This window comes from Xanthomonas rydalmerensis (genome assembly GCF_033170385.1).
GTDB classification, from domain to species: Bacteria; Pseudomonadota; Gammaproteobacteria; order Xanthomonadales; family Xanthomonadaceae; genus Xanthomonas_A; species Xanthomonas_A rydalmerensis.
This window is the reverse complement of sequence record NZ_CP126170.1, coordinates 3603046-3626773: the sequence shown is the minus strand read 5'-3', so window position 1 is coordinate 3626773 and position 23728 is coordinate 3603046. Positions and strand designations below refer to the sequence as shown.

The window sequence follows — 23728 nt, the reverse complement described above, 5'->3', positions numbered from 1 at the left end:
CCCGCTAGCGGGGCGCCGACATCGCCGCGTCGTCCTGCAGCGGCGTGACCGCGATCCAGTCGATGTCCGGTGCGTACCGCGAGCGCAGCAGGATGTCGGGAGCACGCTGCGAGATGTAGTGGACGCCGTCGGCGTCGGGGACTTCTTCGCCGGAAAGCTGGATGCGATTGCGCCCGGCGCGCAGTTCGACCGGCACGCTCAGTTCCCACCAGTTGTTGCGGTGGAAGCTGTGCGGGAAGGTCGCCAGTATCGGCGGCGCCCCGTTGACGCGGATGCGCCCGACGCGGGCCAGCGGATCCGGGTTGTAATGGCTTGCCTTCGACTGTTCGTCGTTGGCGTAACGCAGGGTCAGCATGTACGGGCCGGCGCGCTCGACCATGACCGAGGCGAAGGTGAGCGTATTGCCGTTGCCGGGTTCGCCGCCGATGCCGGTCACCGCTGCGCCGCCGCTGGCGAGGGTGGCCTGGGTGCGATGCGCGCTGCCGGCGATGGTCGCCTGTTCGGCTTCGTAGTGCGGGCCGAGCATGGCGCCGGGACCCACCCGCAGGCGATCCAGCATGGGGCGCTCGGCGCTGCCGCCGACCACGATCTTGTTGATCCCGCCCAGCAGGAACACCGCTTGCGTGGGCGTCTGCAGCGGGCGGCCGTTGACGGCGAGCGACAGCGCGCCGGGCGTGGCCAGGTCCATCGACAGCGGCGTCACTCCTTCCTGCGGCGCATACACCCAGAAGGTGGCGGTGGCGCCGGCCGGCAGCGCCACCGCGCCGGCGCCGGAGACGTCGTCGCGGTCGTAGCGCGCCTGCGCGCCGCCCGCCAGCGTGGCGAGTTCGGCCTCGTAGACCTGCGTCTCGCTGGCGGGATCGGGCAACGACAGGGTGATGCGGTCGATCAGCGCATTGCCGCGTGTGTGCCGCCGCCCATCCGCGCTTGCGCTGGCGATGCCGAGCACGTGGCGGCCCGCGCTCAGGCGGAGGCGCAGGTCGGCGTGGTCCCACACCACCGGCTTGTAGCCGAGCGGGAGCATTACCTCGCGTTCGCTGGCCGGATCTCCGTCGATGCGCACGAAGACATTGGTCGGCCCCAGCGCAGCGATCAGCGGATCCTGGTTGAAACTGTTGGCGAGGATGCGCAGATCGTAGAGGCCGTCCTGCGGCACCGCGACGGCGAAGTCCAGGCGCACATCGCGGTCGCTGGCGAATCCGCCCACGGCGTAGCGGCCGGAGGTGAAGAAACGATCGAGCGCCTGCGGCGAGCCTTCCGGGCCGCGCCGTTCGTAGCCGCTGCCGTGATGCGCGGCGTCCTCTGCTTCGTACCGCTGCTGCCAGCGCAGTGCCGGCGGTTGTGCAGGGCCGCCGTGCATGCCGGGCATGACCACCAGGCTGTAGGCCGATTCGGCGCTCAGCGCCGGCAATGCGCCGTGGCCGAACTGCAGATCGATGCGGTCCGCGACCACCGGCACCTGCACGTCCGCGAGCAGGCGCGGTGCGGCGGCGTCGCCGAGCTGTCCGGTCCAGGGGATTTCGCGCACGACCACGCGCACCCGCTCGCCGAACGAGGCGCTCGGAATGTGGGTCAACGCCAGCGTGGCGGGCCCGCTACTGCCGCCGAACAGGACGCGCGCCTGCGTCTGTCGCGGGTCGAGGGCGGCCACCGCCTGCAGGCTGTCGTCCTGCCCGGGATGCGGTGGCGTTACCGCCACGGTGCGCATGCCACGCATCGCCGCATAGGCGTTCAGTAGCCACCACTGGCCGTTGCCGCGATTGGCCTGGACCGCCGAGTCGCTCAGGTTGCCGTCGATGTTCCAGTACGCCAGGTCGGCATCGACCTTGGCCGCTTCGATCGCCGCCGCCCACTGCACGATCTGCCCCGGCACCGAGGTGTGGTAGTTGAACGCGTACTCGTCGATGTTGATCCGCAGGTGCCGGCCGGCCAGCGCGGTGCCGGCGAAGAGTTCCTGTTCCCAGCGGCGGAAGCGGGCCACGCTGCGCGACAACGACGCGGGATTGCTCAGTTCGTGCCAGGTGACCACGTCGGGCAGGGTGCCCGCGCGCAGCGCATGCTGCAGGAAGCCCTTGTCCTGGTCGAACAGAATGCTGGTGTTGGGGCCGGCGATGCGCGCGTCCGGCAGGATGGCGCGGATGCGCCGCCATGCGCGGTCCCAGGCGTCGAAATAGGCGCTCGGGTCGCTGCGCCAATCCACGCCGTTGCAACTGTCCGGACCCGCCTGTCCCGGCGCGGCGGCCTTGGCGAACATGTTGCCTTCGGGCTCGTTGAACGGCACGAACACCACGTGCCGGCGGTATTGCGCGGGCAGCGCCTTGACCTGCTCGACCTGGCGCGCGATCTCGTCCAGGTAGTGCGCTACGGACTGCGCGCAGTCGCCCTGGGTCCAACCGTACGGGAAGCCGCGGTGGATGTCGGTCATGTAGATGTAGGTATCGCCGCCGGAGCCGGTGGCGATCGAGCGAATCACCTCGAGCGCATCGGCGCCGGGATGTTGCAGCCCGTCCTGTGCCTTGGTCGCCACGCTGCGCAGGCCCATGCCCTCGACCAGGTTGGGTGACGGCAGGCGCGCGTCGTACAGACCGTAGAGACTGCCGGAGGCGCCGCCATGGAACGGGCCGGTGTCCTGCGCCAGGTCGACGGTGAGGCGATCGGCCGCGGTCGCGGTGCCGGCCCAGGTGGCGAGGCAGAGGGCCAGCAGCCGCGGGACGGGGAAACGAACAGATGCGAGCATGGGCGGGATGTCGGCAATGGCACGATGCGGCCGGCGCGTGGCGAAACCATCGCCCGCCGGGTCTTGGCGGCAGGATAGGGCCGCCAGCCACCATCGAACAATCGCGTAAATCGGCGCTGCGATATCCGAATCGGGATGAGGTGTCGCCGCCCGCGACGGATCGCGCTGTCGCGGGTGGTTGCGTGGTGGACGCGCATCCTGATCGGCAGTCTGCTGCAGTGCTTCCTGCTGTGGCCGCCTTCCCGACGGCGGCGGGCGGTGCGCGCTTGCACGGCGCTGCAGCGTAGAATCCGGCAACCGCAACCGGAGCGCCGACATGCTGACCATCTGGGGTCGCCACAACTCGAGCAACGTGCGCAAGGTGCTGTGGTGCGCCGAGGAAGCCGGCGTGGCGTACCGATCGATCGAGGTTGGTGGCGCGTTCGGAGGCAACGACGCACCGGCCTATCGCGCGCTCAATCCGAACGGCCTGGTGCCGGCGATCGAGGACGACGGCCTGGCGTTGTGGGAATCCAACGCCATCGTGCGCTACCTGGCCGCGCGCTACGCCCCGGGCACGCTGTACCCGCAGGATCCGGTGTTGCGGGCGCAGGGCGACAAGTGGATGGACTGGACCACCTCGCGCTTCGCCGGCGCCTTCCGCGACCTGTTCTGGGGCGTACTGCGCACGGCGCCGGAACAGCGCGACGCCGCCAGGATCGCCGCCGCGCTGGAACAATCGGCCGAGCTGTTGCACACCGCCGATGCCGCGCTGGCGCAGCAGCCGTGGCTGTCGGGCGAGCACTTCGCGATGGGCGACATCCCGCTGGGCAGCTTCGCCTACGCCTGGTTCGAGATGCCGATCGAACGCCCGGCGCTGCCGCACCTGCACGCCTGGTACCAACGCCTGCAGCAGCGCCCGGCCTACCGCAAGGGCGTGATGACGGCGCTGACCTGAGCGGCATCGTGCACGGCCGGCGCGTCGTCGCGGCTACATGCCTGTGACGTGCGCGCATTTGCGATCCCACTGACGGCAAGGAGCCGCGACCGATGATCGAACCTCCCAAGATCGTTCTCTGCATTCCCGGGTCATGGCCGGATCGCGCCGACCTGCTGGCGCGCATCGTCCAGGACAGTGGCGGTTACCTGTTCGCCGGGCACGTGCTGATGCACATGGACAGCGGCGCGGCGTGCGAATTGCAGCACGAGCCGCACGATGCACGCATGGCCGACGCGTTCGCCGCCGCCGGACCGCACTGGCGTGGCTCCACGGACATGGCACGCATCGGCACCCATGCGTCGGTCGTGTACCTGATCGGCGCCGGCGGCTCGCGGGTACGCGCCGAGACGATGATGCGTGCGGCCGCTGCGTTGCTGGACGCCGGCGGCCTGGGGGTGAAGGTCGAAAGCAGCGGCGTCGCCCACAGCCCGGCCGACTGGCGCCAACTGTGCGCGGACCTGGCGCTTGGCAGCGCCCACCGTGCCTACGTGCTGAACATCACCGGCGAGCAGGTCCATTCCTGCGGCATGCACCAGTTCGGCATGAAGGACGCGATCGTCGCGGCGCAGGCGGCGACCGACCCGGTCGGCCTGCTGCACACCTTCACCTCCTACCTGTTCAACGAAGCGCCCGACGTGCGTGAGGGCCATACGTTCTCGGTCGCGGCGGATGCGCCGCGCTACCGGATCCAGGCCGAGGCCAGCAGCCAGTTCCAGCCGGGCGACCTGTTCGCCAATCCCTACGGGTTGTGGCGGCTGACACCGCTCTGACGGCGCGTTTCTTCTGAGATCCGTGTGTGGCGAGCAGGGCCTGATGAGTTGCTCGCCGCGACCGGCGGCTGCAGTGAGCCTGGTCTGCTCCGGATGCGGCGTTGCGACGATGCCTTCGTCGGCGCCTGTGCGCCTCAGGGTCTCCCGCCGGCCACCGCCGGCACCGCGTCGCCAGCTGCGCGGCGCATCACCCAGTTGAACAGCGGGGTGGCCATCAGCGTGGAGGTGATGGCCATCAGCACCAGGATCGAGAACAGGCCCTGTTCGATCACTCCGGCCTGCAGGCCGATGTTGATGATGATCAGCTCCATCAGGCCGCGCGCGTTCATCAGTGCGCCGATCGCCATCGCATTGTGGTTGTTCTCGCCGCTGATCCGCGCCGCGGCCCAGCAGGCGATGCCCTTGCCCAGGAACGAGGCCAGCAGCACCACGCCGGCGGCCAGCAGGATCTGCGGGTCCAGCAGCACGCTCAGCTCGGTCTTGAGCCCGGAGAAGGTGAAGAACATCGGCAGCAGGAACACCACCACGAACGGCTGCAACTGCTCGCGCAGCTTCTCGGTCAGCGCGCCCTTGGGCAGGCAGGCACCGAGCAGGAAACCGCCGAACACCGCGTGGATGCCAATGGCGTCCATCGCCCAGGCGCTGACGCAGAACAGCATCAGCACCACCGCGAGCACGCCTGCGCTCAACGGCTGGTCGGGGCGCACGTGGTCGGCCAGGCGGCGCAGCCAATGGCGGCCGACCAGCATCATGAACAGCGCGTAGCCCACGCCGCCGCCGATCGCCAGATAGGCGCTGCCCCAACTGCCGCCGAAGCTGGCCAACACCACCGCGAGGATGCACCAGGCCGCGGCGTCGTCGACCGCGCCGGCGGTCAGCGCCAGCGTGCCCAGCGGGCTGCCGGTGAGGCCGCGCTCGTGGATGATCCGCGCCAGCATCGGGAACGCGGTGATGGCGATGGCCGCGCCCAGGAACAGCGAGGCCTCCAGCAGCTTGGCCTTGGCCGAGAACAGCCCCGGCACGTGCAGCAGCCACGGCGCCAGCACGAAGGCCAGCACGAACGGCACCGCGATGCCGGCCAGCGACACGCCCATCGCGCTGCGGTAGCGCGTGCGGAAGTGCTCGCCACGGAAATCGGTACCGACCAGGAACATGTACAGGCCGACGCCGAACTGCGCCGCCACGTACAGCATGTCCAGGGTCGGCTTGGGAAACAGCGCCTGCTGCAGGTCCGGCAGCAGCGCGCCGAACAGCGACGGCCCCAGCGCGACGCCGGCGATCATCTCGCCGACCACCTGCGGCTGTCCCAGGCGCTTGGCCAGCAGGCCGACCAGGCGGCACGCCAGCAGGATCGCCGCTGCCTGCAGAAAGAAATACACCGACATCTGCGGGGTAGTCATGGGCGGCCGTCCTGGAAGTGTCGGCGGATGATAGGAGGCCGGCGCCGCGAAATCCATGCGGCTGCCGCGCCACGTGGTGGAGCGGGGCGCGTTTGCGGTATGGTGCCTCGCGCGCGCCGCATCGCGCATGACGGCACGCACGCGCGCCGACACCGCAGGACGCACCGGGGAACGAAGCGATGAGCAAGGGATGGACGCGGCGGCAATGCCTGGGCGCCGTGGCCGCAGGCGCCGTGGCCGGCCTGCGGCCCGGGGCCGCCATCGCGGGCGCCGCCACTGCCGATGCGAGCGGCGCCGATGCGCTGTACCGGCGCACATTGGTGCTGGATGCCAATGCCTTGGCGTCGATCGGGGAGGTGTTCGCTGGCGCGGATGCGCCGCAACTGCTGCAGCAACTGCGCGACTCCGGCGTATCGGTGCTGAAGACAACGCTGGGCGGTGCGGCGGGCGACTTCGAGACCGCCGTGCAGGACATCGCCGCCGCGCAGGCGCTGGTCGAACGCGAGCCGCAGCACTTCCTCAAGGTGCTGCAGCCAGCCGACCTGCGTCGCGCCAAGCGCGAGGGGCGCGTCGCGTTGATCTTCTCCTTCGAGTCGGCGGCGATGCTGGAGGACAAGCCCGCGCGCATCGACCTGTTCCGCCAGCTCGGGGTGCGGGTCATGCAACTGACCTACAACCGCACCACGCCGTTCGGCGTGGGCTGCCTGGACGGCGACGCGGGCGGCGTCACCGCGCTCGGCCGCGACGCGGTCGCGCGCATGAACCGGCTCGGGGTGGCGCTGGATCTCAGCCATTGCAACCTGCAGACCACGCGCGATGGCATCGCCCTGTCGCAGCGCCCGCCGGTCATCACCCATGCCGGATGCGCCGCGGTGTTCGCGCATCCGCGCAACAAGCAGGACGCCGAGCTGCGCGCGCTGGCCGACAAGGGCGGGGTGATGGGCGTCTACATGCTGCCGTTCCTGACCGAGGACCGCCGCCAGCCGCAGCTGGCCGACTACATGCGTCACCTGCAGCACGCTCTCGACGTCTGCGGCGAGGACCATGTCGGTATCGGCACCGACTCGCTGTTTTTCCCGATTACCGACGAGGACCGGCGCGCCTTCGCCGCGGACCTGGTGCAGCGGCGCCGCGATGGCATCGGCGCCCCGGGCGAGAACCGTCTGCCCTACCTGCCCGATGCCAACACTCCGCGCAAACTCGAACGCGTCGCCGACGCGTTGCTGCGCCAGGGCTACGGCGCCCGCGTCGCCGAAAAGGTGCTGGGCCTGAACTTCGAGCGGGTCTTTGGCGAGATCTGGAGCGTGTGACGCTGTGCAGTGCGCAATTGGCCTGGCGTGACGCCACGGTAGGTGGTGCGTTGCAAACAGCGGCGTTCACCGTTCCAGCGGCAACGCGCCGCCCGCATTGACCGGGTCCTCGCACAGGTCCAGACTTGCGGCCACATTTCCTCGAACGCCCACGCCGCCATGGCCCACGCACCGCTGCTGATATTGCCCAACGCCCTGCGCGTCAGCGCAGGCCGGGTGCGCCTGCCTGAAGGAGTGGTCGACGCCGTGCGCTAACGCCGGCCATCGCCGATCCGACGCAGACAAGCACCCGATGGGTGCTTTTTTATTGCCTGTTTTTCGCTGTTCCACTGTTCCGACACGACAAGGAGAACGTGCCATGCACTACGCCGCCGAACCCGAAACCTAGCCGCATGCCCGCCTCGCCAACCGGGGCATGCGGCTTCCCCAGCGTTGGCAATGCGGAACCTCTCTCATGAACACGAATACCCTTTCCCGCTGGCGCAATCTCGGCATCATCGCCCACATCGACGCCGGCAAGACCACCCTCACCGAACGCCTGCTGTGGGCCGCCGGTGCGATCCATCGTCTCGGCGAAGTCCATGACGGTGCCGCCACCACCGACTTCTCGGACATCGAGCGCGCGCGCGGCATCAGCATCGGCGCGTCCGCCGTGCAGGTGCACTGGGCGCCGGCCGGGCAGCCGGCGCATCGCCTGACCCTGATCGACACGCCCGGACACATCGATTTCGCGATCGAGGTGGAACGCTCGCTGCGCGTGCTCGACGGCGCGGTCGCGGTGTTCTCCGCGGTCGACGGCGTGCAGCCGCAGTCGGAAACCGTGTGGCGGCAGGCGCGTCGCCACGGCGTGCCGATGCTCGCGTTCGTCAACAAGATGGACCGTGCCGGCGCCTCGTTCGACGGCGTACTGGCGCAGTTGCGCAGCAAGCTCGACGCGACGGTCTGGGCGGTCGGCGTGCCGGTGCCGGGCGACTCCGGTTTCGACGGCTGGAGCGACCTGGTCGGCGGCCGCCTGCTGACCTGGGACGACGAGGGAAAATTGCACACGCGCGCCTGGCATGCCGCCGAGGCAGCCGCGTTCGCGGACGCGCGCGAGCAGTTGATCGCCGCCGTGGCCGAACACGACGAGGCGCTGGCGCAGGCCTATCTCGAGGAACGCACGATCGACGCCGAGCTGCTGCGCGCCGCCTTGCGCCGGGCCACCCTGGCCGGCGCCGGTGTGCCGGTGCTGGCCGGATCGGCGTTCAAGCGCAAAGGCATCGAGCCGTTGCTGGACGCGATCGTCGACTGGTTGCCGTCGCCGTTGGACCGCCCGCCGGTCGCCGCCAGCCCCGACGCCGACGCCGAGGATGGACACGACACGTTGCTGGCGCCGGATCCATCCGGTCCGCTGGCGGCGCTGGTGTTCAAGTTCGCGCATACCGCGCAGGGGCCGTTGGCCTTCGTGCGCGTGTATTCGGGCACCTTGCGCGTCGGCGACACGGTGTGGACGTCGCATGCGCGGCGGCCACGCCGGGTCGGTCGGCTGGCGGTGGTGCAGGCGCAGCGGACCCACGACGTGGACCAGGCCCAGGCCGGCGAGATCGTCGCCGTGCTCGGCTGGAAGGACGCGGTCAGCGGCGAGACGCTCAGCGGCGTGCAGGCGCGATGGGTGCTGGAGCGCATCCGCACGCAACCGCCGGTGCTGGCGTGGCGGCTCGGCGCGGCCAACGCGGCCGAGCTGGTGCGGCTGGGACAGGGCCTGGCGCGGCTGGCGCAGGAGGATCCCTCGTTCCGCGTCGACAGCGATCCGGAGACCGGCGAAGCGGTGATCTGGGGCATGGGCGAGCTGCACCTGGAGGTGATGGTCGAGCGCCTGCGCAGCGAGTGGCACGTGGACGTGCGCACCGGTGCGCCGCGCGTGGCCTACCAGGAAACGCCGCGTGCGGCCACGCTGGGCGTGGCGGCGCGGCTGTCCAAGCAGAACGGCGGCCAGGGCCAGTTCGCGCAGGTGGTGCTGGATGTGCTGCCGCGTGCGGACGGTGCGGTGACCTTCGTCGACCGCAGCCGTGGCGGCGTGGTGCCGAAGGCCTTCGTCGCCGCGACCGAGAAGGGCGTGCGCGCGGCGCTGGCGCAAGGTCCGCGTGGCTACCCGGTGGTCGGCGTGGAGGTGGTACTGGTCGATGGCCAGGCGCATGCGGTGGATTCGTCGGACCTGGCGTTCCAGCGCGCGGCCTCGGAAGCGGTGAAGGTGGCGCTGGCGCAGGCCGGGACGCTGCTGCTGGAGCCGGTGATGGCCTTGGCGATCGAGACGCCGGCGCACAGCGTCGGCGACGTGCTCGGCGATCTGCAGCGGCGCGAGGGACGCGTCGTGGCGATCGAAGAGCGCGGAGCCCATGCCGAGGTCGTCGCGCAGGCGCCGCTGGCGCAACTGCAGGCCTATGCCACCGCGTTGCGCTCGCTGACCCAGGGACGCGCCTCGGCGAGCATGACCTTCGACGGCTATGCACCGGTCAAGGCCGCGTGAGCCGGATTGCCATCTGGCAATGCGGCAGGAGGACGAGGAGCCGGTTCGCCGGCTCCTCTTTTTTTGCGGCAAGCAACGCCGTGATGCAGCCGCCAAGCGGGCGTGGATGGCGCTCGCAATCCTGGCAACGGCACGCGACATTTTGTTCGCCATGCTGATGCGCACCGCTTGCGTCGACGCCGCGAACCGGGCTTCATAGCCGGCCCCGATCGCCGGAGCCGCCCATGCATCGCCGTCTTGCCCTCCTGACCCTGCTTGCCCTGTCGCCGGCACTCGCCGCGGCGCAGCCGCCGGCATGCGCGACGCCGCTGCAGATGGCCGAGCGCCTGTACAAGGCGCGCGATTTCTACTGGCAGCCGCAGAACCTGGACGGCTTGCTGACGCCGTCCTTCGCGCACGCGCTGCAGGCCGATCAGCGCTGCGCCGCGCGCGAGGGCGTGTGCCGCCTGGACTTCGATCCGTGGACCAGCGCGCAGGACGGCGACATTCAGGGCGCGCCGAGCTTCACCCTGGTCTCGGGCGGGTCGCAGGCCACCGTGGTGGAGGTGCGGATGGACTACCGGCTCGCGCTCGGCGGCCGCGCCGCGCGGGCGCGCTCGGTCAAGATCGAACTGCAGCGTCGCGGCAACGGTTGCTGGGCGGTCAGCGACCTGATCGCGCCGGATGGGCAGTCGCTGTTCGCGCTGCTGACCGATCCGGAGGGCTAGGCGCGCAGCGCGGCATGTCGCCCAGGAATCCAGATCCTTCTGCTGCGAGAGGGCTGGTGCGCCGTGCGCATTGCCGCATGCCGCCCTCACTGGGCGGGAGACGATGGATGCGCTGGCAGTTGGGTCTGCTCCGCGCATACGCTATCGATCGGCGGCCGGCGATTGGGGATGAATGGATGTGCTGCGCGCACAGACCCTCACCCCAACCCCTCTCCCGGCGGGAGAGGGGCTAGCAGCGCGGCAGTGGCCTGTGACTACTGCAGCTTCAGCATCACGATCGCCTTGGCCGGCAACGTCACCTGCAGCGTGCCGCCCTGCAGGCGCGCGCCCTGGAACGCGGCCGGGCGCACCGCCTGCGGCTGCGCGAAGGTGTTGAGCGCGTCGATGGTCGGCGCGGTCAGGATCTGCCCGCCCACGCCGCGCGCCTGCACGCCGTCGACCTGGACCGCGACGTCGGCGCTGCGGTTGGGGTCCAGATTGGTCAGCGCCACATACACGTGCCCGTCCTTGGCCCGGACCGCCGAGCCGTGCACCGCCGGCACCGTATAGCCGGCATGCCGGTAGTCCGGCGTGCTGATCTGCAGCGGCAGCGCGGTCGCGTCCTGGTAGGGCTTGTACAGCATGAAGACGTGATAGGTCGGCGTGAGCAGCATCTTGTCGCCGTCGGTGAGGATCATCGCCTGCAGCACGTTGACCATCTGCGCGATGTTGGCCATGCGCACGCGGTCGGCGTGCTGGACGAAGATGTCCAGGTTGAGCGAGGCCACCAGTGCGTCGCGCAAGGTGTTCTGCTGGCGCAGGAACCCCGGGTTCACGTCGGGCAGGCCCTTGTACCAGGTGCCCCATTCGTCGACCACCAGCGCGACCTTCTTGTCCGGGTCGTACTTGTCCATGATCGCGCTGTGCTTGGTGATCAGCTCGTCCATCAGCAGTGTGCGCGACAGCGTCTCGATCCAGGCCGCCTCGTCGAACGTGGTGGACGAGGCGCGCGGCGGCCAGCCGCCGGGGATGGTGTAGTAGTGCAGGCTGAGGCCGTCCATGAACTTGGCGGCCTCGCGCATCATCACCTCGGTCCAGTGGTAGTCGGCATCGCTGGGGCCGGGGGCGATCTTCATGATCTTCTGGTCGGCCGGCGCCTTGACGAAGGTCTGGTAACGGCGGAACACGTCGGCGGCGTACTCTGCGCGCATGTTGCCGCCGCAGCCCCACAGCTCGTTGCCGACGCCGAAGAACGGCACCTTCCACGGGTCCTGGCGGCCGTTGCGGCGGCGCTGCTCGGCCAGGGTCGAGCGCGTGGGCGCGGTCATGTACTCCACCCACTGCGCCATCTCGTCCGGTGCGGCATCGCCGACATTGCCGGCCACATAGGCCTGCGTGCCGAGCAGTTCGGTGAAGTCCATGAACTCGTGGGTGCCGAAGCTGTTGGGTTCCTCCACGCCGCCCCAGTGGGTGTTGACGCTGGTCGGACGCTGGTTGCGCGGACCGACGCCGTCGCGCCAGTGGTACTCGTCGGCGAAGCAGCCGCCGGGCCAACGGATGTCGGGCACGTCCAGTGCCTTCAGCGCGGCGACCACGTCGTTGCGGTAGCCGCGGGTATTGGGGATCTTCGAGTCCGGGCCGACCCAGACCCCGCCGTAGATGCCGTTGCCCAGGTGCTCGGCGAACTGCCCGAACAGGTGGCGCGACACCGCGGCGCCTGGACGGTCGGCATGCAGGGTGCCACGTACCTTGACGTCGGCGGCCTGCGCCAGCGTGGCGGTCAGTGCCAGGCCGATCGTCGCGGCGATCAGCGGCAACCGCCGCCAACACACCGCACGCTGCTTCAGGAAACGGGGCGAACGCATCGGGAGCTCCTTGTCGTGTAGGGCGGCGCCGTCGCCAGCGCTGCGTGTGAGTCACGGCCGGCGCGTCGCGTTGGCGTGGCGCCAAGGGGATGTCGCCTGCTGGGAGGCAACCTCGACGCGATCGCGTCGGCGCCGCCTCGGTGCGCTGCCCCCGGTAATTGCTATCCGTCCCCTGGTCCGAGCATAGAAGACACGCGCAGAGTGGACCAATGCGCAAATGCGACGCCGCTATACCGGAATTGCAATGCGCGTACGGCATCCCACCTTGTCCGCGCCCAGAACGTGCGCGGTATCGCACAGCGCAACGCCGATGCCCGTGCAGCGATGGCCGCGTCGCGCCATCGCTGGTTATGCTGCGGACCCCGCGCATGCGCGCACCGCCCAGGCTCCTGCATGTCCTCGCTCTTCGGTCATCTTCCCGACGGTACCGCCATCCAGTGCATGGTCCTGGACAGCGGCGACGGCCTGCGCGCCGAACTGCTGACCTACGGCGGCCTGTTGCGCAGCCTGCGCCTGCGTGGTGCGCACGGCGAGACCGAGCTGGTGCTGGGGCTGCCGACGCTGCAGGACTACCTGCAGGATCCGGCCTACCTGGGCGTGCTGGTCGGGCGCTTCGGCAACCGCATCGCCGGCTCGGCCTTCACCCTCGATGGCCGGCATTACGCGGTCACCGCCAACGAGGGCGCCAATCATCTGCATGGCGGGGCGCTGGGCTTCGGTCGCCGGGTGTGGACGGTGCTGGCACAGACCGAGCGCATGCTGCAGTTGCGCTACGACTCGCCGGCCGGCGAGGAGGGCTACCCGGGCAACGTCTCGGTGGAGGCGACCTACCGCGTCGAAGGCCGCTGCCTGAGCGTGGAGTTCGTCGCCCAGACCGATGCGCCGACCCCGCTCAATCTCACCCATCATCCTTATTTCAACCTGGCCGGCGATGCCGCGGTGCCTGCCGCCGCGCAGTGGCTGCGCGTGCCGGCCGATCGTTACCTGCCAGTCGGCGACGCGGCGCTGCTGCCGCGCGGCGAGGTCGCCACCGTGGCCGGTACGCCGTTCGATTTCCGCCACGCGCGCGCCATCGCCGACAAGGACATCGCCGCCGATCCGCAACTGTCGATCAGCGCCGGCTACGACCACTGCCTGGTGCTGGCCGACGGCCACGACTGCACCGCCATGCTGTATTCGCCGCACAGCGGCGTGGCCATGCGCATCGTCAGCCCGATGCCGGCCGTGCAACTCTATGAAGGCCAGGGCCTGGACCGGCAGCATCCGGCGCTGGGCCGCGGTATCTGCCTGGAGCCGCAGGGCTACCCGGACGCCCCGAACCAGCCTGGTTTCCCCGACAGCATCCTGCGTCCGGGCCAGGTCTATCGGCATCGCATCGCCTACCACGTCGCCGAGGTCGGCCGCGGCGCCGACTGGACGGCGGTGGAGGCGGCGCTGGTGGGGCAGGGCGGCGGTTGATGCGGGGGACATCGTAGGAGCGGTTTTAGCCGCGACCAGGCGTTCCCGGAAACGCCCGGTCGCGGCTAAAGCCGCTCCTACAAAACACGCGCCGCGTCAGGTTGTGCGGGCTACTGCGCGTGCCCCAGCACCAGCTCGATCACGAACTTGCTGCCGAAGAACGACAGCAGCAGCAACAGCATCGCCGCCAGGGTCCAGTGCACCGCCTTGACCCCGCGCCAGCCGTAGCGCCAGCGGCCGAACAGCAACGCGCCGAACACGATCCACGACAGCACGCTGAGCACGGTCTTGTGCACCAGCCGCTGCGCCAGGAAATCCTGCACGAACAGCACGCCGGTCAACAGGGTCAGGGTCAGCAGGATGAAGCCGACCACGATAGTGCGGAACAGCAGCGTCTCCAGCGCAGTCAGCGGCGGCAGCGCGCGCAGCCAGGGATGGAAGTCGCGGCGCCGCAGTGCGCGCTCCTGCAGCCACAGCATCACCGCCAGCAGGGCGGCGATGCCCAGCGTGGCGTAGGCCAGCAGCGCCAGCCAGGCATGCAACTGCAGCCGCCAGTCCAGCACCGGCGCCGGCTCGTGGCCGTAGCCGTGGTAGGCCAGCAGCAGCGCCGCCGACAGCGGGAACACCACCACGCCCAGCGCGGCCATGCGCCCGCTGGCGCCGACCAGCGCGGTCATTAGCGCCATGCCCAGGCTGACCAGCGACAGCGCGGCGAAGAAGTGCATGTCCGGGCCGCCGGCGGTGTGCAGGGCGACCTGCACGTGATAGCCCGCATGCAGGGCCACCGCCGGCAGCGCCGGCCACAGCCAGGCCCGACTGCGGTCCACCCGGTCGCGCACCACCGCGGCGATCAGCAGGCCGCTGGCGGCCAGGTACAGCAGGGTGGCGAGGACGGTGATGAGCATCGGGTCAGTTTCGCATATCGCGCCGGCGGCCGTGACGGCGCCGCCGGGGGATCGCCGGCGCGCCCGGCTATAATCGACGGCCGTTTCCCGTCCGCGACCTGCCCGCATGTTCGAATCCCTCACCCAACGCCTCTCCGGCACCATGCAGCGCCTGCGCGGCCGCGGTCGCCTGACCGAGGAGAACATCCGCGAAGCCACCCGCGAAGTGCGCATCGCGCTGCTCGAGGCCGACGTCGCCCTGCCGGTGGTGCAGGCGCTGATCGAGCGCATCAAGGTGCGCGCGGTCGGCCAGGAAGTGCTCAAGAGCCTGACCCCGGGCCAGGCGCTGATCAAGGTCGTGCGCGACGAGCTGACCGCGGTGATGGGCTCGGCCGCCAGCGACCTCAACCTCAACGTGCCGGCGCCAGCGATCGTGCTGATGGCCGGCCTGCAGGGCGCGGGCAAGACCACCACGGTCGGCAAGCTGGCCAAGCACCTGAAGGAAAAGCGCAAGAAGAAGGTGATGGTGGTGTCGGCCGACGTCTACCGCCCGGCCGCGATCGAGCAGCTCCAGACCCTGGCCGAGCAGGTCGGGGTGCTGTTCTTCCCGTCCGAGGCCTCGCAGAAGCCGGTGGACATCGTCCGCGCCGCCATCGCCGACGCGCGCAAGTCCTTCGTCGACGTGCTGCTGGTGGATACCGCCGGCCGCCTGGCCATCGACGCGGCGATGATGGAGGAGATCAAGGCGCTGCACGCGGCGATCAACCCGGCCGAGACGCTGTTCGTGGTCGACGCGATGACCGGCCAGGACGCGGCCAATACCGCCAAGGCGTTCAGCGAGGCGCTGCCGCTGACCGGCGTGGTGCTGACCAAGACCGACGGCGACGCCCGCGGCGGTGCGGCGCTGAGCGTGCGCTACATCACCGGCAAGCCGATCAAGTTCATCGGCGTCGGCGAGAAGCCCGACGGCCTGGATGTGTTCCACCCCGACCGCCTGGCCAGCCGCATCCTCGACATGGGCGACGTGCTGTCGCTGGTCGAGCAGGTCGAGCACCAGGTCGACAAGGACAAGGCGCAGAAGCTGGCCGAGAAGGTCGCCAAGGGCAAGAAGTTCGACCTCAACGACATGCGCGACCAGCTCGAGCAGATGCAGAACATGGGCGGCCTGTCCGGACTGATGGACAAGCTGCCGGGCATGGGCCAGATCCCCGAGCACCTCAAGCAGCAGGTCGCCGGCAACAAGGACGTGCCGCGGATGATCGCCATCATCGGCTCGATGACCAAGAAGGAGCGGCGCAACCCGGGCCTGCTCAACGGCTCGCGCCGCGCGCGCATCGCCCGCGGCTCCGGCACCCAGCCGGCCGACGTCAACAAGCTGATGAAGCAGTATCAGCAGATGGAAAAGATGATGAGCAAGATGGCAGGCGGCGGCATGAAGGGCCTGATGCGCGGCATGAAGGGCATGATGGGTGGCATGGGAGGCCGCGGCGGCCTGCCGTTCCGCTGAGTCCGCGGCGGCGACGCCTGTCGCAGCCCATGACACTGCCGATGTTTAGGATGACGCGTCCGCGGACGGACGCGGCTTGCTCCGGACCGGGCAACCCTAATCATCGGAGGATGTATGCAAGGACTCAATGGACACGTGTGCAGGTTCGCGGCGGTGTTGGCGGGTGCCGGATTGGCGTTCGCGTGTGACGCAGCCTCGATATTTTCTTACTCCAGCAACGCGGGCGACTACATCGGCCAGGGCAAGAAGGCCGTCCTGACCGACGCGAACGCGACCTTCGGCGTGCGTGGCAACAAGGATCGGGTCGCGCTATCCATCACCAGTACGACGGGCGAGTACTGGTCGATCACGATCGCGCCTCCCGTCGGGACTGGGCTCGCTCCCGGTGTTTATGCCAATGCAGAGCGCTCGTCGTTCAAGACCGGCCGCTCGCCCGGGCTCGACGTCTCAAGCACCGGACGGGGCTGCAACCGGATCTGGGGGAAGGTGTCGATCCGGCAGGTCTCGTTCGACTCTGCCGGGAACGTGGATCAGCTGGAAGCGTCGTTCGTTCAGCAATGCGAGACCAACAAGGCGCCGGCGCTTGCGGGCGTGGTCAGCTATAACGCGGCGCCGCTGTTTCTGAAATTGAACAGCGGCGATGGCGACTATGTCGGGGGTGGCGTGGACAAGACGTACTACAACGACACGAGCGTGTTTGCGTTGGACGGGACGCCGTCACGGCTTCGCTATGCCGCCTCGGGCCTGCGCGACGATTGGACTGCGACCATTGCGGCGCCCGCTGGCAAGACCTTGGCACCGGGGCGTTATTCCATCAGCCGGTTCGCCGATAGCGTCAACGCCGGTTTCGATTTCTATGGCAACGGGCGCGGGTGCAACGCGACCCGTGGCACCTTGAACGTGCGCAAGATTGAACAGGATGCGCAGGGCAATGTGGTCCGGTTCTATGCGGACTTCGAGCAGTACTGCGATGCCAATCCCGCTCCCTTGCGTGGCAGCATCCACTTCGGCGCCTGACTGCGCTTGGCGGGTCCGTGATGCACGGACCCGCTTCTACTTCGTTGCGCTCGTGACGTCATCGGATGTGCGAGAGGGGCGCTCGAAATCCCGGCAAGACATGCCGTGGCGCGCACGGCAGCCCACGACATCGCGCTGGATGCGCCGCCCACCACGATAGGAAGCTCTTTGCTGCTGATGCTCCCGACCGGCAGAGGGCGGGGTGCGTCCCGCATACTGACGCCTTCCGTGCACGGTGAGAGGGCAATGCATCCTTCGCTTCAGACTCGCGCCACCACCTTCTGCGCCCGCTTCGGCCTGCGCCTGCCGATCCTGCTCAGCCCGATGGCCGGTGCCTGCCCGGTGCCGCTGTCGGCCGCGGTCGCCGCGGCCGGGGGCATGGGCGCGATGGGCGCGGTGCTGTCCGCGCCGCAGGACATCGTGACGTGGATGGACGCATTCCGCGCCGCTGGCGGCGGGCCGGCGCAGATCAACCTGTGGGTACCGGATCCGCCGCCCGCGCGCGATGCCGCCGCCGAGGCCGAGGTGCGTGCTTTTCTCGGCGCCTGGGGCCCGTCGGTCGATGCGGCCGCCGGCGATGCGGCGCCGGCCGATTTCGATGCCCAGTTCGAGGCCCTGCTCGCGGCGCGGCCGGCGGTGGCCTCGTCGATCATGGGCCTGTTCCGGCCGGACCAGGTGCAGCGCCTGCAGCAGGCCGGAATCGCCTGGTTCGCCTGCGCCACGACCCTGGACGAGGCGCTGGCCGCGCAGGCCGCCGGCGCCGATGCGGTGGTCGCGCAGGGCGCCGAGGCTGGCGGCCATCGCGGTGCGTTCGAGGCCGGCAGCGCCGAGCGGCAGGCGACCGGGCTGTTCGCCCTGCTGCCGCGGCTGGTCGATCATCTGCAGATCCCGGTGATCGCCGCAGGCGGCATCGGCGACGGGCGCGGCATCGCCGCCGCGCTGGCCCTGGGTGCGAGTGCGGTACAGATCGGCACCGCCTTGCTGCGCAGCCCCGAGGCAGCACTGGCGCCGGCCTGGGCGGCCGCGCTGGCCCAGGCCGAACCCGAGCAGACCGCGCTGACCCGCGCCTTCTCGGGCCGCCTCGGCCGGGCGCTGGTCACCGACTACGTGCGCGCGGCCGCCGCGCCGGAGGCGCCGCCGCCGCGGCCGTACCCGGTGCAGCGCGGGCTGACCGCGCCGATGCGCCAGGCCGCGCAGCGCGACGACCACCTGGCGACGATGCAGGCCTGGGCGGGGCAGTCGGCATGGATGGCGCCGGCCGAGCCTGCCGCTGACCTGCTGGCACGCTGGTGGGCGCAGGCGCAGGACCTGCCGTGAGCACGCAGGTCTTCCACCACGGGCAGCCTGCGGGCGCAGAACTGCTGGCCGCGGCCGCGCTGGTGAACTACGGGCATTTCAGCACCATGCAGGTCCGCGATGGCGCGGTGCGCGGGTTCGATCTGCATCTGCAGCGGCTGCAGCAGGCCAACGCGGCGCTGTTCGGCAGCGACTTGCCGGCTGCGCGCGTGCGCGACGCGCTGCGCGCGGCGCTGGCCGCGTTCGGCAGTGGCGACGCCTCGCTGCGCGTCACCGTGTTCGCGCCGGGTTTCTCGCTGCGCCGGGCCGATGCCGACTGCGCGGTGGAACTGCTGGTATCGCTGGCGGAGCCGGCGCAGGCCGACCTGGCGCCGCTGCGCCTGCGCAGCACCGTGTTCGCGCGCGAGGCGCCGCAGTTCAAGCATGTCGGCACCTTCGGCGCATTCCACCAGCGCCGCCTGGCGCTGCAGGCGGGCAGCGACGATGCGCTTTTCGTGGACTCGCAGGGGCAGGTGGCCGAGGGGCCGACCTGGAACCTGGGACTGTGGGATGGGGCCTGCCTGTACTGGCCGCAGGCGTCGGCGCTGCGCGGCACCCAGGAGCGGTTGCTGCAGGCCGGGCTCGCCGCGCTGGGCGTGGCGCAGGCCGTGCGGCCGCTGTCGCTCCACGAACTCGGCGCGGACGTGGCCGCCTTCACTTGCAATGCCCGCGGGCAACAGGCGGTCGCGGCGGTGGACGGGTGCACGCTGCGCCCGGCCGCGGATCTATTGGCCATGCTGGAGGCCGCGCTGCACACCCAGCCCTGGCAGGCGATCTGAGTAACCTGGGGACCTCCCGCCACCATTGGCGCCGCTTCTAGCGAATCCCCAATCCCCTTGCCGCATCAGCGGCAACGACTTGGCAGCGGCGGGGCCGGCCGCTATAATCGTCGGTTCACCGCGCCATCCTGGCGACTGGGCAACACCGGAAACTCACCATGGTCAAGATCCGCCTTACCCGTGGCGGCGCCAAGAAGCGCCCCTTCTATCACATCATCGTGTCCGACGTGCGCAGCGCGCGCGACGGCCGCAACATCGAGCGCCTGGGTTACTACAACCCGGTTGCCCAGGGCGCCGAGCCGCGCGTGGTGCTGGACCTGGCCCGCGTCGACCATTGGGTGTCCAATGGCGCGCAGCTGACCGACAAGGTGCGCAACCTGTACAAGGAAGCCACCAAGGCCCAGGCCGTCGCGGCCTGATCCTGCGGGCCGCGCCCCGCGCGCGGCCCTTGCGTTTGCTCCGATGAAAGACAGCCAGCGCCGCATCCTGCTTGGTCGGGTCCTCGGCGCGTTCGGCATTCGTGGCGAGGCGAAGCTCGAGTCCTGGACCGAGCCGCGCCTCGCCATTTTCCGTTATCAGCCCTGGATCGTGCGCAAGCCCGACGGCAGCGAAAGCAGCCTCAACGGCGTGCGCGGCCGCGAGTCCGGCAAGTCCCTGATCGCCACACTGCCCGAGGTCACCGACCGTGACGCGGTCGAGGCGCTGCGCGGGACCGAGATCTACGTGGCGCGCAGCAGCCTACCGCCGCCGCGCCCGGACGAGTACTACTGGGTGGACCTGGAAGGCCTGGACGTGCGCACCGTCGACGGCGTGGCGCTGGGGCAGGTATCGCATCTGTTTTCCACCGGTGCCAATGACGTGATGGTGGTGCGTGGCGACCGCGAACGGCTGGTGCCGTTCGTGCAACCGGACTACGTCAAGTCGGTGGATTTCGAGGCCAACCTGGTCGTGGTCGACTGGGACCCCGAGTTCTGAGCGATGCCCGCGCGCACGCCGGCCCCGCTGTCGCTTTGCCGAATCCCCAATCCCGACTCCCCAATCCCCGCCCCATGCGCATCGACGTCATCAGCCTGTTCCCCGAGTTCGTCGCCCAGTGCGCCGGGTTCGGCGTGGTCGGGCGCGCGCAGGAGCGCGCGCTGCTGGACCTGCATGGTTGGAACCCGCGCGACTACGCCACGGGCGGCTACCGCAAGGTCGACGACCGTCCGTTCGGCGGCGGCCCGGGCATGGTGATGATGATCGAGCCGCTGCAGGCCTGCCTTGAGGCGGTGCGCGCGGCCGATCCGCAGCCGGCGCCGCTGATCTACCTGAGCCCGCAGGGGCGGCCGCTGACCCAGGCCAAGGCTCGCGAACTGGCCGCGCTGCCGCGGCTGCTGCTGCTGTGCGGGCGCTACGAGGGCGTGGACGAGCGCTTCGTCGCCGCCGCGGTGGACGAGGAAATCTCGATCGGCGACTACGTGCTGTCCGGCGGCGAACTGGCCGCGGCGGTGCTGGTGGATGCGGTGACCCGGCTGCAGGAGGGCGCGCTGAACGACGCCGAATCCGCGGCCCAGGACAGTTTCGAAGGCCCGGACGGTCTGCTCGACTGCCCGCACTACACGCACCCGCGCGAGCACGCCCTGGGCGAGGTGCCGGCGGTGCTGCGTTCCGGCAACCACGCCGCGATCGCCCGTTGGCGGCGCATGCAGGCGTTGGGGCGCACCTGGCTGCGGCGCCCTGAGCTGCTGGACGAGGCGGCGCTGAGCGTGGCCGACCGGCGGCTGCTGCAGGAATTTCGCCAGGAACGGGAAGCGGCCGCGGCCGCCGAACAGGAAAATCCACCCAGGCCCTAGCCATGGCCGCCGGGCTGGGTTAAAATGCCCGGCTTTCCGGCCAGTGCGTTCCGTGCTTGGCCCATCCGATATCGTGCAATCGCCGTGCGGCGACTGCCGGACCACCTCACCAGACACAAGCGGTGCCCACCATGAGCAAGCTCAACAAGACCATCCTGGCCGACTTCGAAGCCGCCCAGATCCAGCGCAAGCTGCCGGAGTTCAACCAGGGCGACACCGTCGTCGTCAACGTCAAGGTGAAGGAAGGCAACCGCGAGCGCGTGCAGGCCTACGAAGGCGTGGTGATCGGCACCAAGAACGCCGGCCTGAACTCCTCGTTCACCGTGCGCAAGATCTCGCACGGATACGGAGTCGAGCGCGTGTTCCAGACCCACAGCGCCACCATCGACTCGGTCGAAGTGAAGCGCCGCGGTAAGGTCCGCGCCGGCAAGCTGTACTACCTGCGTGGCCTGGAAGGCAAGGCTGCCCGCATCAAGGAAGATCTGGCCGCCGCTGCGCAGGCCAAGGTCGCGCGCCAGGCCGCTGCTGCTGCCGCCAAGGCCGAGTAATCTCCCGGCGACCTTTGGTCGCTGCCGCAACGGCCGCCTTCGGGCGGCCGTTTGCGTTTGTGGAATGGGCTGGGTGTGCGCCGTGGCCTGCGGTGCGATGATTCGCGACGCTGTTGTTTAACCGACGCACGCGCGGGACGCCCTCGTAGGAGCGGCTTCAGCCGCGACCGGGCATTCCCAGAATCGCTCGCCGCCGAGCGCCTGCCTGCGTCTCGATGATGGTCGGCGGGCTGGTCGCGGCTGAAGCCGCTCCTACAAGTGGCGGAGGATTCGGCCGCAAGGCATTGCCGCCGCCAGGCACTCAGCGCGCCGGGTCCTGGGCGACCGCCACGTCGGCGACCGGTGCCGGCGGCTGCGCCGGCACTTCCGCCGGATGCGCCACCGTCTCCGGCGGCGAGGGCGCCAGCATGCGCGCCTTGCGCCAGTTGCCCCAGCGGTAATACGCCAGCGACAGCAGCATCGCGCAGGTGGCGCTGGTCGGGAAACTCCACCACACCGCATCCACGCCCAGTTGCGGCTGCAGCAACTGCGCGAACGGCACGCGGATGCCCCACAGCGACAGCGCCAGGATCAGCAACGGCGGGATCACCGCGCCGGTGGCGCGGACCACGCCGGAAATCACGAAAGTGACGCCGAAGAACAGGAACGACCACACCGCGATGTGGTTGAGATGGCGCGCGATCTCCAGCGCTGCGCTGTGCGGCGGCAGGAACAGCGCCAGGGTCCAGCGATCGAACAGGATCAGCGGCGCGATCAGCGCGCCGGTCAGCAGGAAGTTGAACAGCACGCCCTTGCGCGCGGTCGCCGCGACCCGGTCCCAACGCTGCGCGCCGACGTTCTGCGCGGCCATCGACGAGCAGGCCGCGCCGATCGCCATCGCCGGCATCTGCAGGTAGGCCCACAGCTGCAGCGCCGCGCCGTAGGCCGCGGAAGTGGCGGTGCCGTAGCCGTTGACCAGCGCGATCATCACGATCATCGCCAGCGAGATCAGCACCATCTGCAGGCCCATCGGCACGCCCTTGACGATCAGCGCACGCAGGATCGGCAGGTCGAGCCGGAACAGCCGCGCGTCGCGGCGACCCAGCCATAGCACGTGGCGCTTGTGGCGCAGGTACAGCAGCAAGCCGGTCAGCGCCACCGCCTGCGCGATCAGCGTGGCCCAGGCCGCACCGGCGATGCCCAACTTTGGGAACGGCCCCAGCCCGAACAGCAGCAGCGGATTGAAACCGATGTCCAGCACCACCGACAGCAGCAGGAAGCGAAACGGTGTGCGCGAATCGCCGGTGCCGCGTAGCGCCGCCGACAGGAACGCGAACGTGTACAGCAGCGGCATCGCCAGGAAGATCACCCGCAGGTAGGCCTCGGCCAGCGGCAGCGACGCCGCCGGCGTGCCCATCGCCGCCAGCAGGTGCCGCGCCAGCCACCAGCCGCTGGCGGCGATCAGCACCGAGATGCCGATGAAGAAGGTGGCGCTGGTACCCATCACCCGCCGCGCCTGGGCCACGTCGCTGCGGCCCATCGCCTGGCCGATCAGGATGGTGGAGGCCATGCCGATGCCGAACACCGAGCCGATCAGGAAGAACATGATGCTGTTGGCGTTGGCCGCGGCGGTGAGCGCGGCTTCGCCGAGATAGCGGCCGATCCACACGGCATTGACCGAGCCGTTGAGCGATTGCGCGATGTTGCCGGCCATGATCGGCAGCGAGAACAGCAGCAACTGGCGGCCGATCGGGCCTTCGGTGAGCACGGCGGGCTTGGGCATCGCGGGTCGGGATCGAGCGTGAGCCGGCCACACTAGCACCGACGGATGGCGGTGGGGCGATGAGCGGTTGGGGGTCGTGGTCTGGAGCGTTCGCGTGGTAGTCGTGCATGGTGCGGGCCTGCGCTGCCGCGCGGCGTGCGGCCTGTGCCGTCGCGTGCGGCGGTCAGTCTTACCCGAGTCGTGCGGTCGTGTGCTTCCGGCAAGGATGGGCGCGCGTTCGGCACAGATCGCGTCATGCGCGCCTTGGCGCGGGCGTGGATCGAGGCGTGTACCGGCGGCCCGTGACGAACGACCTGGGCAAGCCGCGCCCGGGCGCGTCCGCATCGTGGCCGGTTGCTACCCATCGCCCCATT

20 protein-coding genes are annotated in these 23728 nt (G+C 70.0%); 15 read left to right on the top strand and 5 right to left on the bottom strand.

Going from position 1 to position 23728, the window contains the following annotated elements; genetic code table 11:
• Positions 1-4: 4 nt before the first annotated feature.
• On the bottom strand, positions 5-2737 hold the full coding sequence (locus QN245_RS15160) for a cellulosome protein (protein ID WP_317843571.1): 2733 nt from the start codon (positions 2735-2737) through the stop codon (positions 5-7).
• 316 nt (positions 2738-3053) lie between these two features.
• Here QN245_RS15160 and QN245_RS15155 point away from each other — a divergent pair, with 316 nt between their 5' ends.
• Complete coding sequence (locus QN245_RS15155; RefSeq protein ID WP_184449041.1) at positions 3054-3674, top strand: glutathione S-transferase family protein; 621 nt, start codon at positions 3054-3056, stop codon at positions 3672-3674.
• A 92-nt stretch (positions 3675-3766) separates the two neighbouring features.
• A complete protein-coding gene (locus tag QN245_RS15150) occupies positions 3767-4486 on the top strand; it encodes a hypothetical protein (RefSeq protein ID WP_317843570.1) in 720 nt (239 codons plus the stop codon).
• A 134-nt stretch (positions 4487-4620) separates the two neighbouring features.
• Here QN245_RS15150 and QN245_RS15145 read toward each other — a convergent pair whose 3' ends face one another.
• Positions 4621-5886, bottom strand: coding sequence for a cation:proton antiporter (locus tag QN245_RS15145; RefSeq protein ID WP_184643924.1), 1266 nt, complete (start codon positions 5884-5886; stop codon positions 4621-4623).
• A 179-nt stretch (positions 5887-6065) separates the two neighbouring features.
• Between QN245_RS15145 and QN245_RS15140 the strand changes: the two genes are divergently transcribed.
• The 4 genes from QN245_RS15140 to QN245_RS15125 all read left to right on the top strand — a co-directional run bounded on the left by QN245_RS15140 (position 6066) and on the right by QN245_RS15125 (position 10409).
• Positions 6066-7196: a dipeptidase gene (locus QN245_RS15140; RefSeq protein ID WP_317843569.1), complete on the top strand. Its 1131-nt coding sequence runs from the start codon at positions 6066-6068 to the stop codon at positions 7194-7196.
• A gap of 454 nt (positions 7197-7650) precedes the next feature.
• On the top strand, positions 7651-9702 hold the full coding sequence (gene fusA / locus QN245_RS15135; protein WP_317843568.1) for an elongation factor G: 2052 nt from the start codon (positions 7651-7653) through the stop codon (positions 9700-9702).
• A 19-nt stretch (positions 9703-9721) separates the two neighbouring features.
• Positions 9722-9901, top strand: a complete 180-nt coding sequence (locus tag QN245_RS15130) for a hypothetical protein (RefSeq protein WP_160964408.1) — start codon at positions 9722-9724, stop codon at positions 9899-9901.
• A gap of 25 nt (positions 9902-9926) precedes the next feature.
• Positions 9927-10409, top strand: coding sequence for a hypothetical protein (locus QN245_RS15125; RefSeq protein ID WP_317843567.1), 483 nt, complete (start codon positions 9927-9929; stop codon positions 10407-10409).
• A gap of 254 nt (positions 10410-10663) precedes the next feature.
• On the opposite strand, the gene QN245_RS15120 is transcribed toward QN245_RS15125, so the two are convergent.
• Positions 10664-12253: an alpha-N-arabinofuranosidase gene (locus tag QN245_RS15120; RefSeq protein WP_425612873.1), complete on the bottom strand. Its 1590-nt coding sequence runs from the start codon at positions 12251-12253 to the stop codon at positions 10664-10666.
• 393 nt (positions 12254-12646) lie between these two features.
• Here QN245_RS15120 and QN245_RS15115 point away from each other — a divergent pair, with 393 nt between their 5' ends.
• On the top strand, positions 12647-13711 hold the full coding sequence (locus QN245_RS15115) for an aldose epimerase family protein (RefSeq protein WP_317843566.1): 1065 nt from the start codon (positions 12647-12649) through the stop codon (positions 13709-13711).
• Between the two features lie 110 nt (positions 13712-13821).
• On the opposite strand, the gene QN245_RS15110 is transcribed toward QN245_RS15115, so the two are convergent.
• Positions 13822-14616, bottom strand: coding sequence for a cytochrome C assembly family protein (locus QN245_RS15110; RefSeq protein WP_184449058.1), 795 nt, complete (start codon positions 14614-14616; stop codon positions 13822-13824).
• A gap of 106 nt (positions 14617-14722) precedes the next feature.
• Here QN245_RS15110 and ffh point away from each other — a divergent pair, with 106 nt between their 5' ends.
• From ffh to rplS, 8 genes are all read left to right on the top strand, one after another.
• Positions 14723-16102 (top strand): signal recognition particle protein, encoded by a 1380-nt coding sequence (gene ffh, locus QN245_RS15105; protein ID WP_317843565.1) that lies wholly within the window; start codon positions 14723-14725, stop codon positions 16100-16102.
• 114 nt (positions 16103-16216) lie between these two features.
• The gene (locus QN245_RS15100) at positions 16217-17119 is read left to right on the top strand and encodes a hypothetical protein (protein WP_255421734.1); all 903 of its coding nucleotides are present in this window, start codon (positions 16217-16219) and stop codon (positions 17117-17119) included.
• A gap of 246 nt (positions 17120-17365) precedes the next feature.
• The gene (locus tag QN245_RS15095; protein WP_317843564.1) at positions 17366-18436 is read left to right on the top strand and encodes an NAD(P)H-dependent flavin oxidoreductase; all 1071 of its coding nucleotides are present in this window, start codon (positions 17366-17368) and stop codon (positions 18434-18436) included.
• Positions 18433-19233: an aminotransferase class IV gene (locus QN245_RS15090; protein ID WP_317843563.1), complete on the top strand. Its 801-nt coding sequence runs from the start codon at positions 18433-18435 to the stop codon at positions 19231-19233. Before QN245_RS15095 ends, QN245_RS15090 begins: the two co-directional genes overlap by 4 nt.
• Before the next feature lie 158 nt (positions 19234-19391).
• Positions 19392-19652 (top strand): 30S ribosomal protein S16, encoded by a 261-nt coding sequence (gene rpsP / locus QN245_RS15085; RefSeq protein WP_160964414.1) that lies wholly within the window; start codon positions 19392-19394, stop codon positions 19650-19652.
• Between the two features lie 43 nt (positions 19653-19695).
• Positions 19696-20208 (top strand): ribosome maturation factor RimM, encoded by a 513-nt coding sequence (gene rimM, locus QN245_RS15080; protein WP_317843562.1) that lies wholly within the window; start codon positions 19696-19698, stop codon positions 20206-20208.
• A gap of 74 nt (positions 20209-20282) precedes the next feature.
• Positions 20283-21065 (top strand): tRNA (guanosine(37)-N1)-methyltransferase TrmD, encoded by a 783-nt coding sequence (gene trmD, locus QN245_RS15075; protein WP_317843561.1) that lies wholly within the window; start codon positions 20283-20285, stop codon positions 21063-21065.
• Positions 21066-21196: 131 nt separating this feature from the next.
• On the top strand, positions 21197-21613 hold the full coding sequence (gene rplS / locus QN245_RS15070; RefSeq protein ID WP_010342237.1) for a 50S ribosomal protein L19: 417 nt from the start codon (positions 21197-21199) through the stop codon (positions 21611-21613).
• A 301-nt stretch (positions 21614-21914) separates the two neighbouring features.
• Here the strand turns inward: rplS and QN245_RS15065 are convergent, their stop codons facing one another.
• A complete protein-coding gene (locus tag QN245_RS15065) occupies positions 21915-23375 on the bottom strand; it encodes an MATE family efflux transporter (RefSeq protein ID WP_167087358.1) in 1461 nt (486 codons plus the stop codon).
• Between the last annotated feature and the right edge of the window lie 353 nt (positions 23376-23728).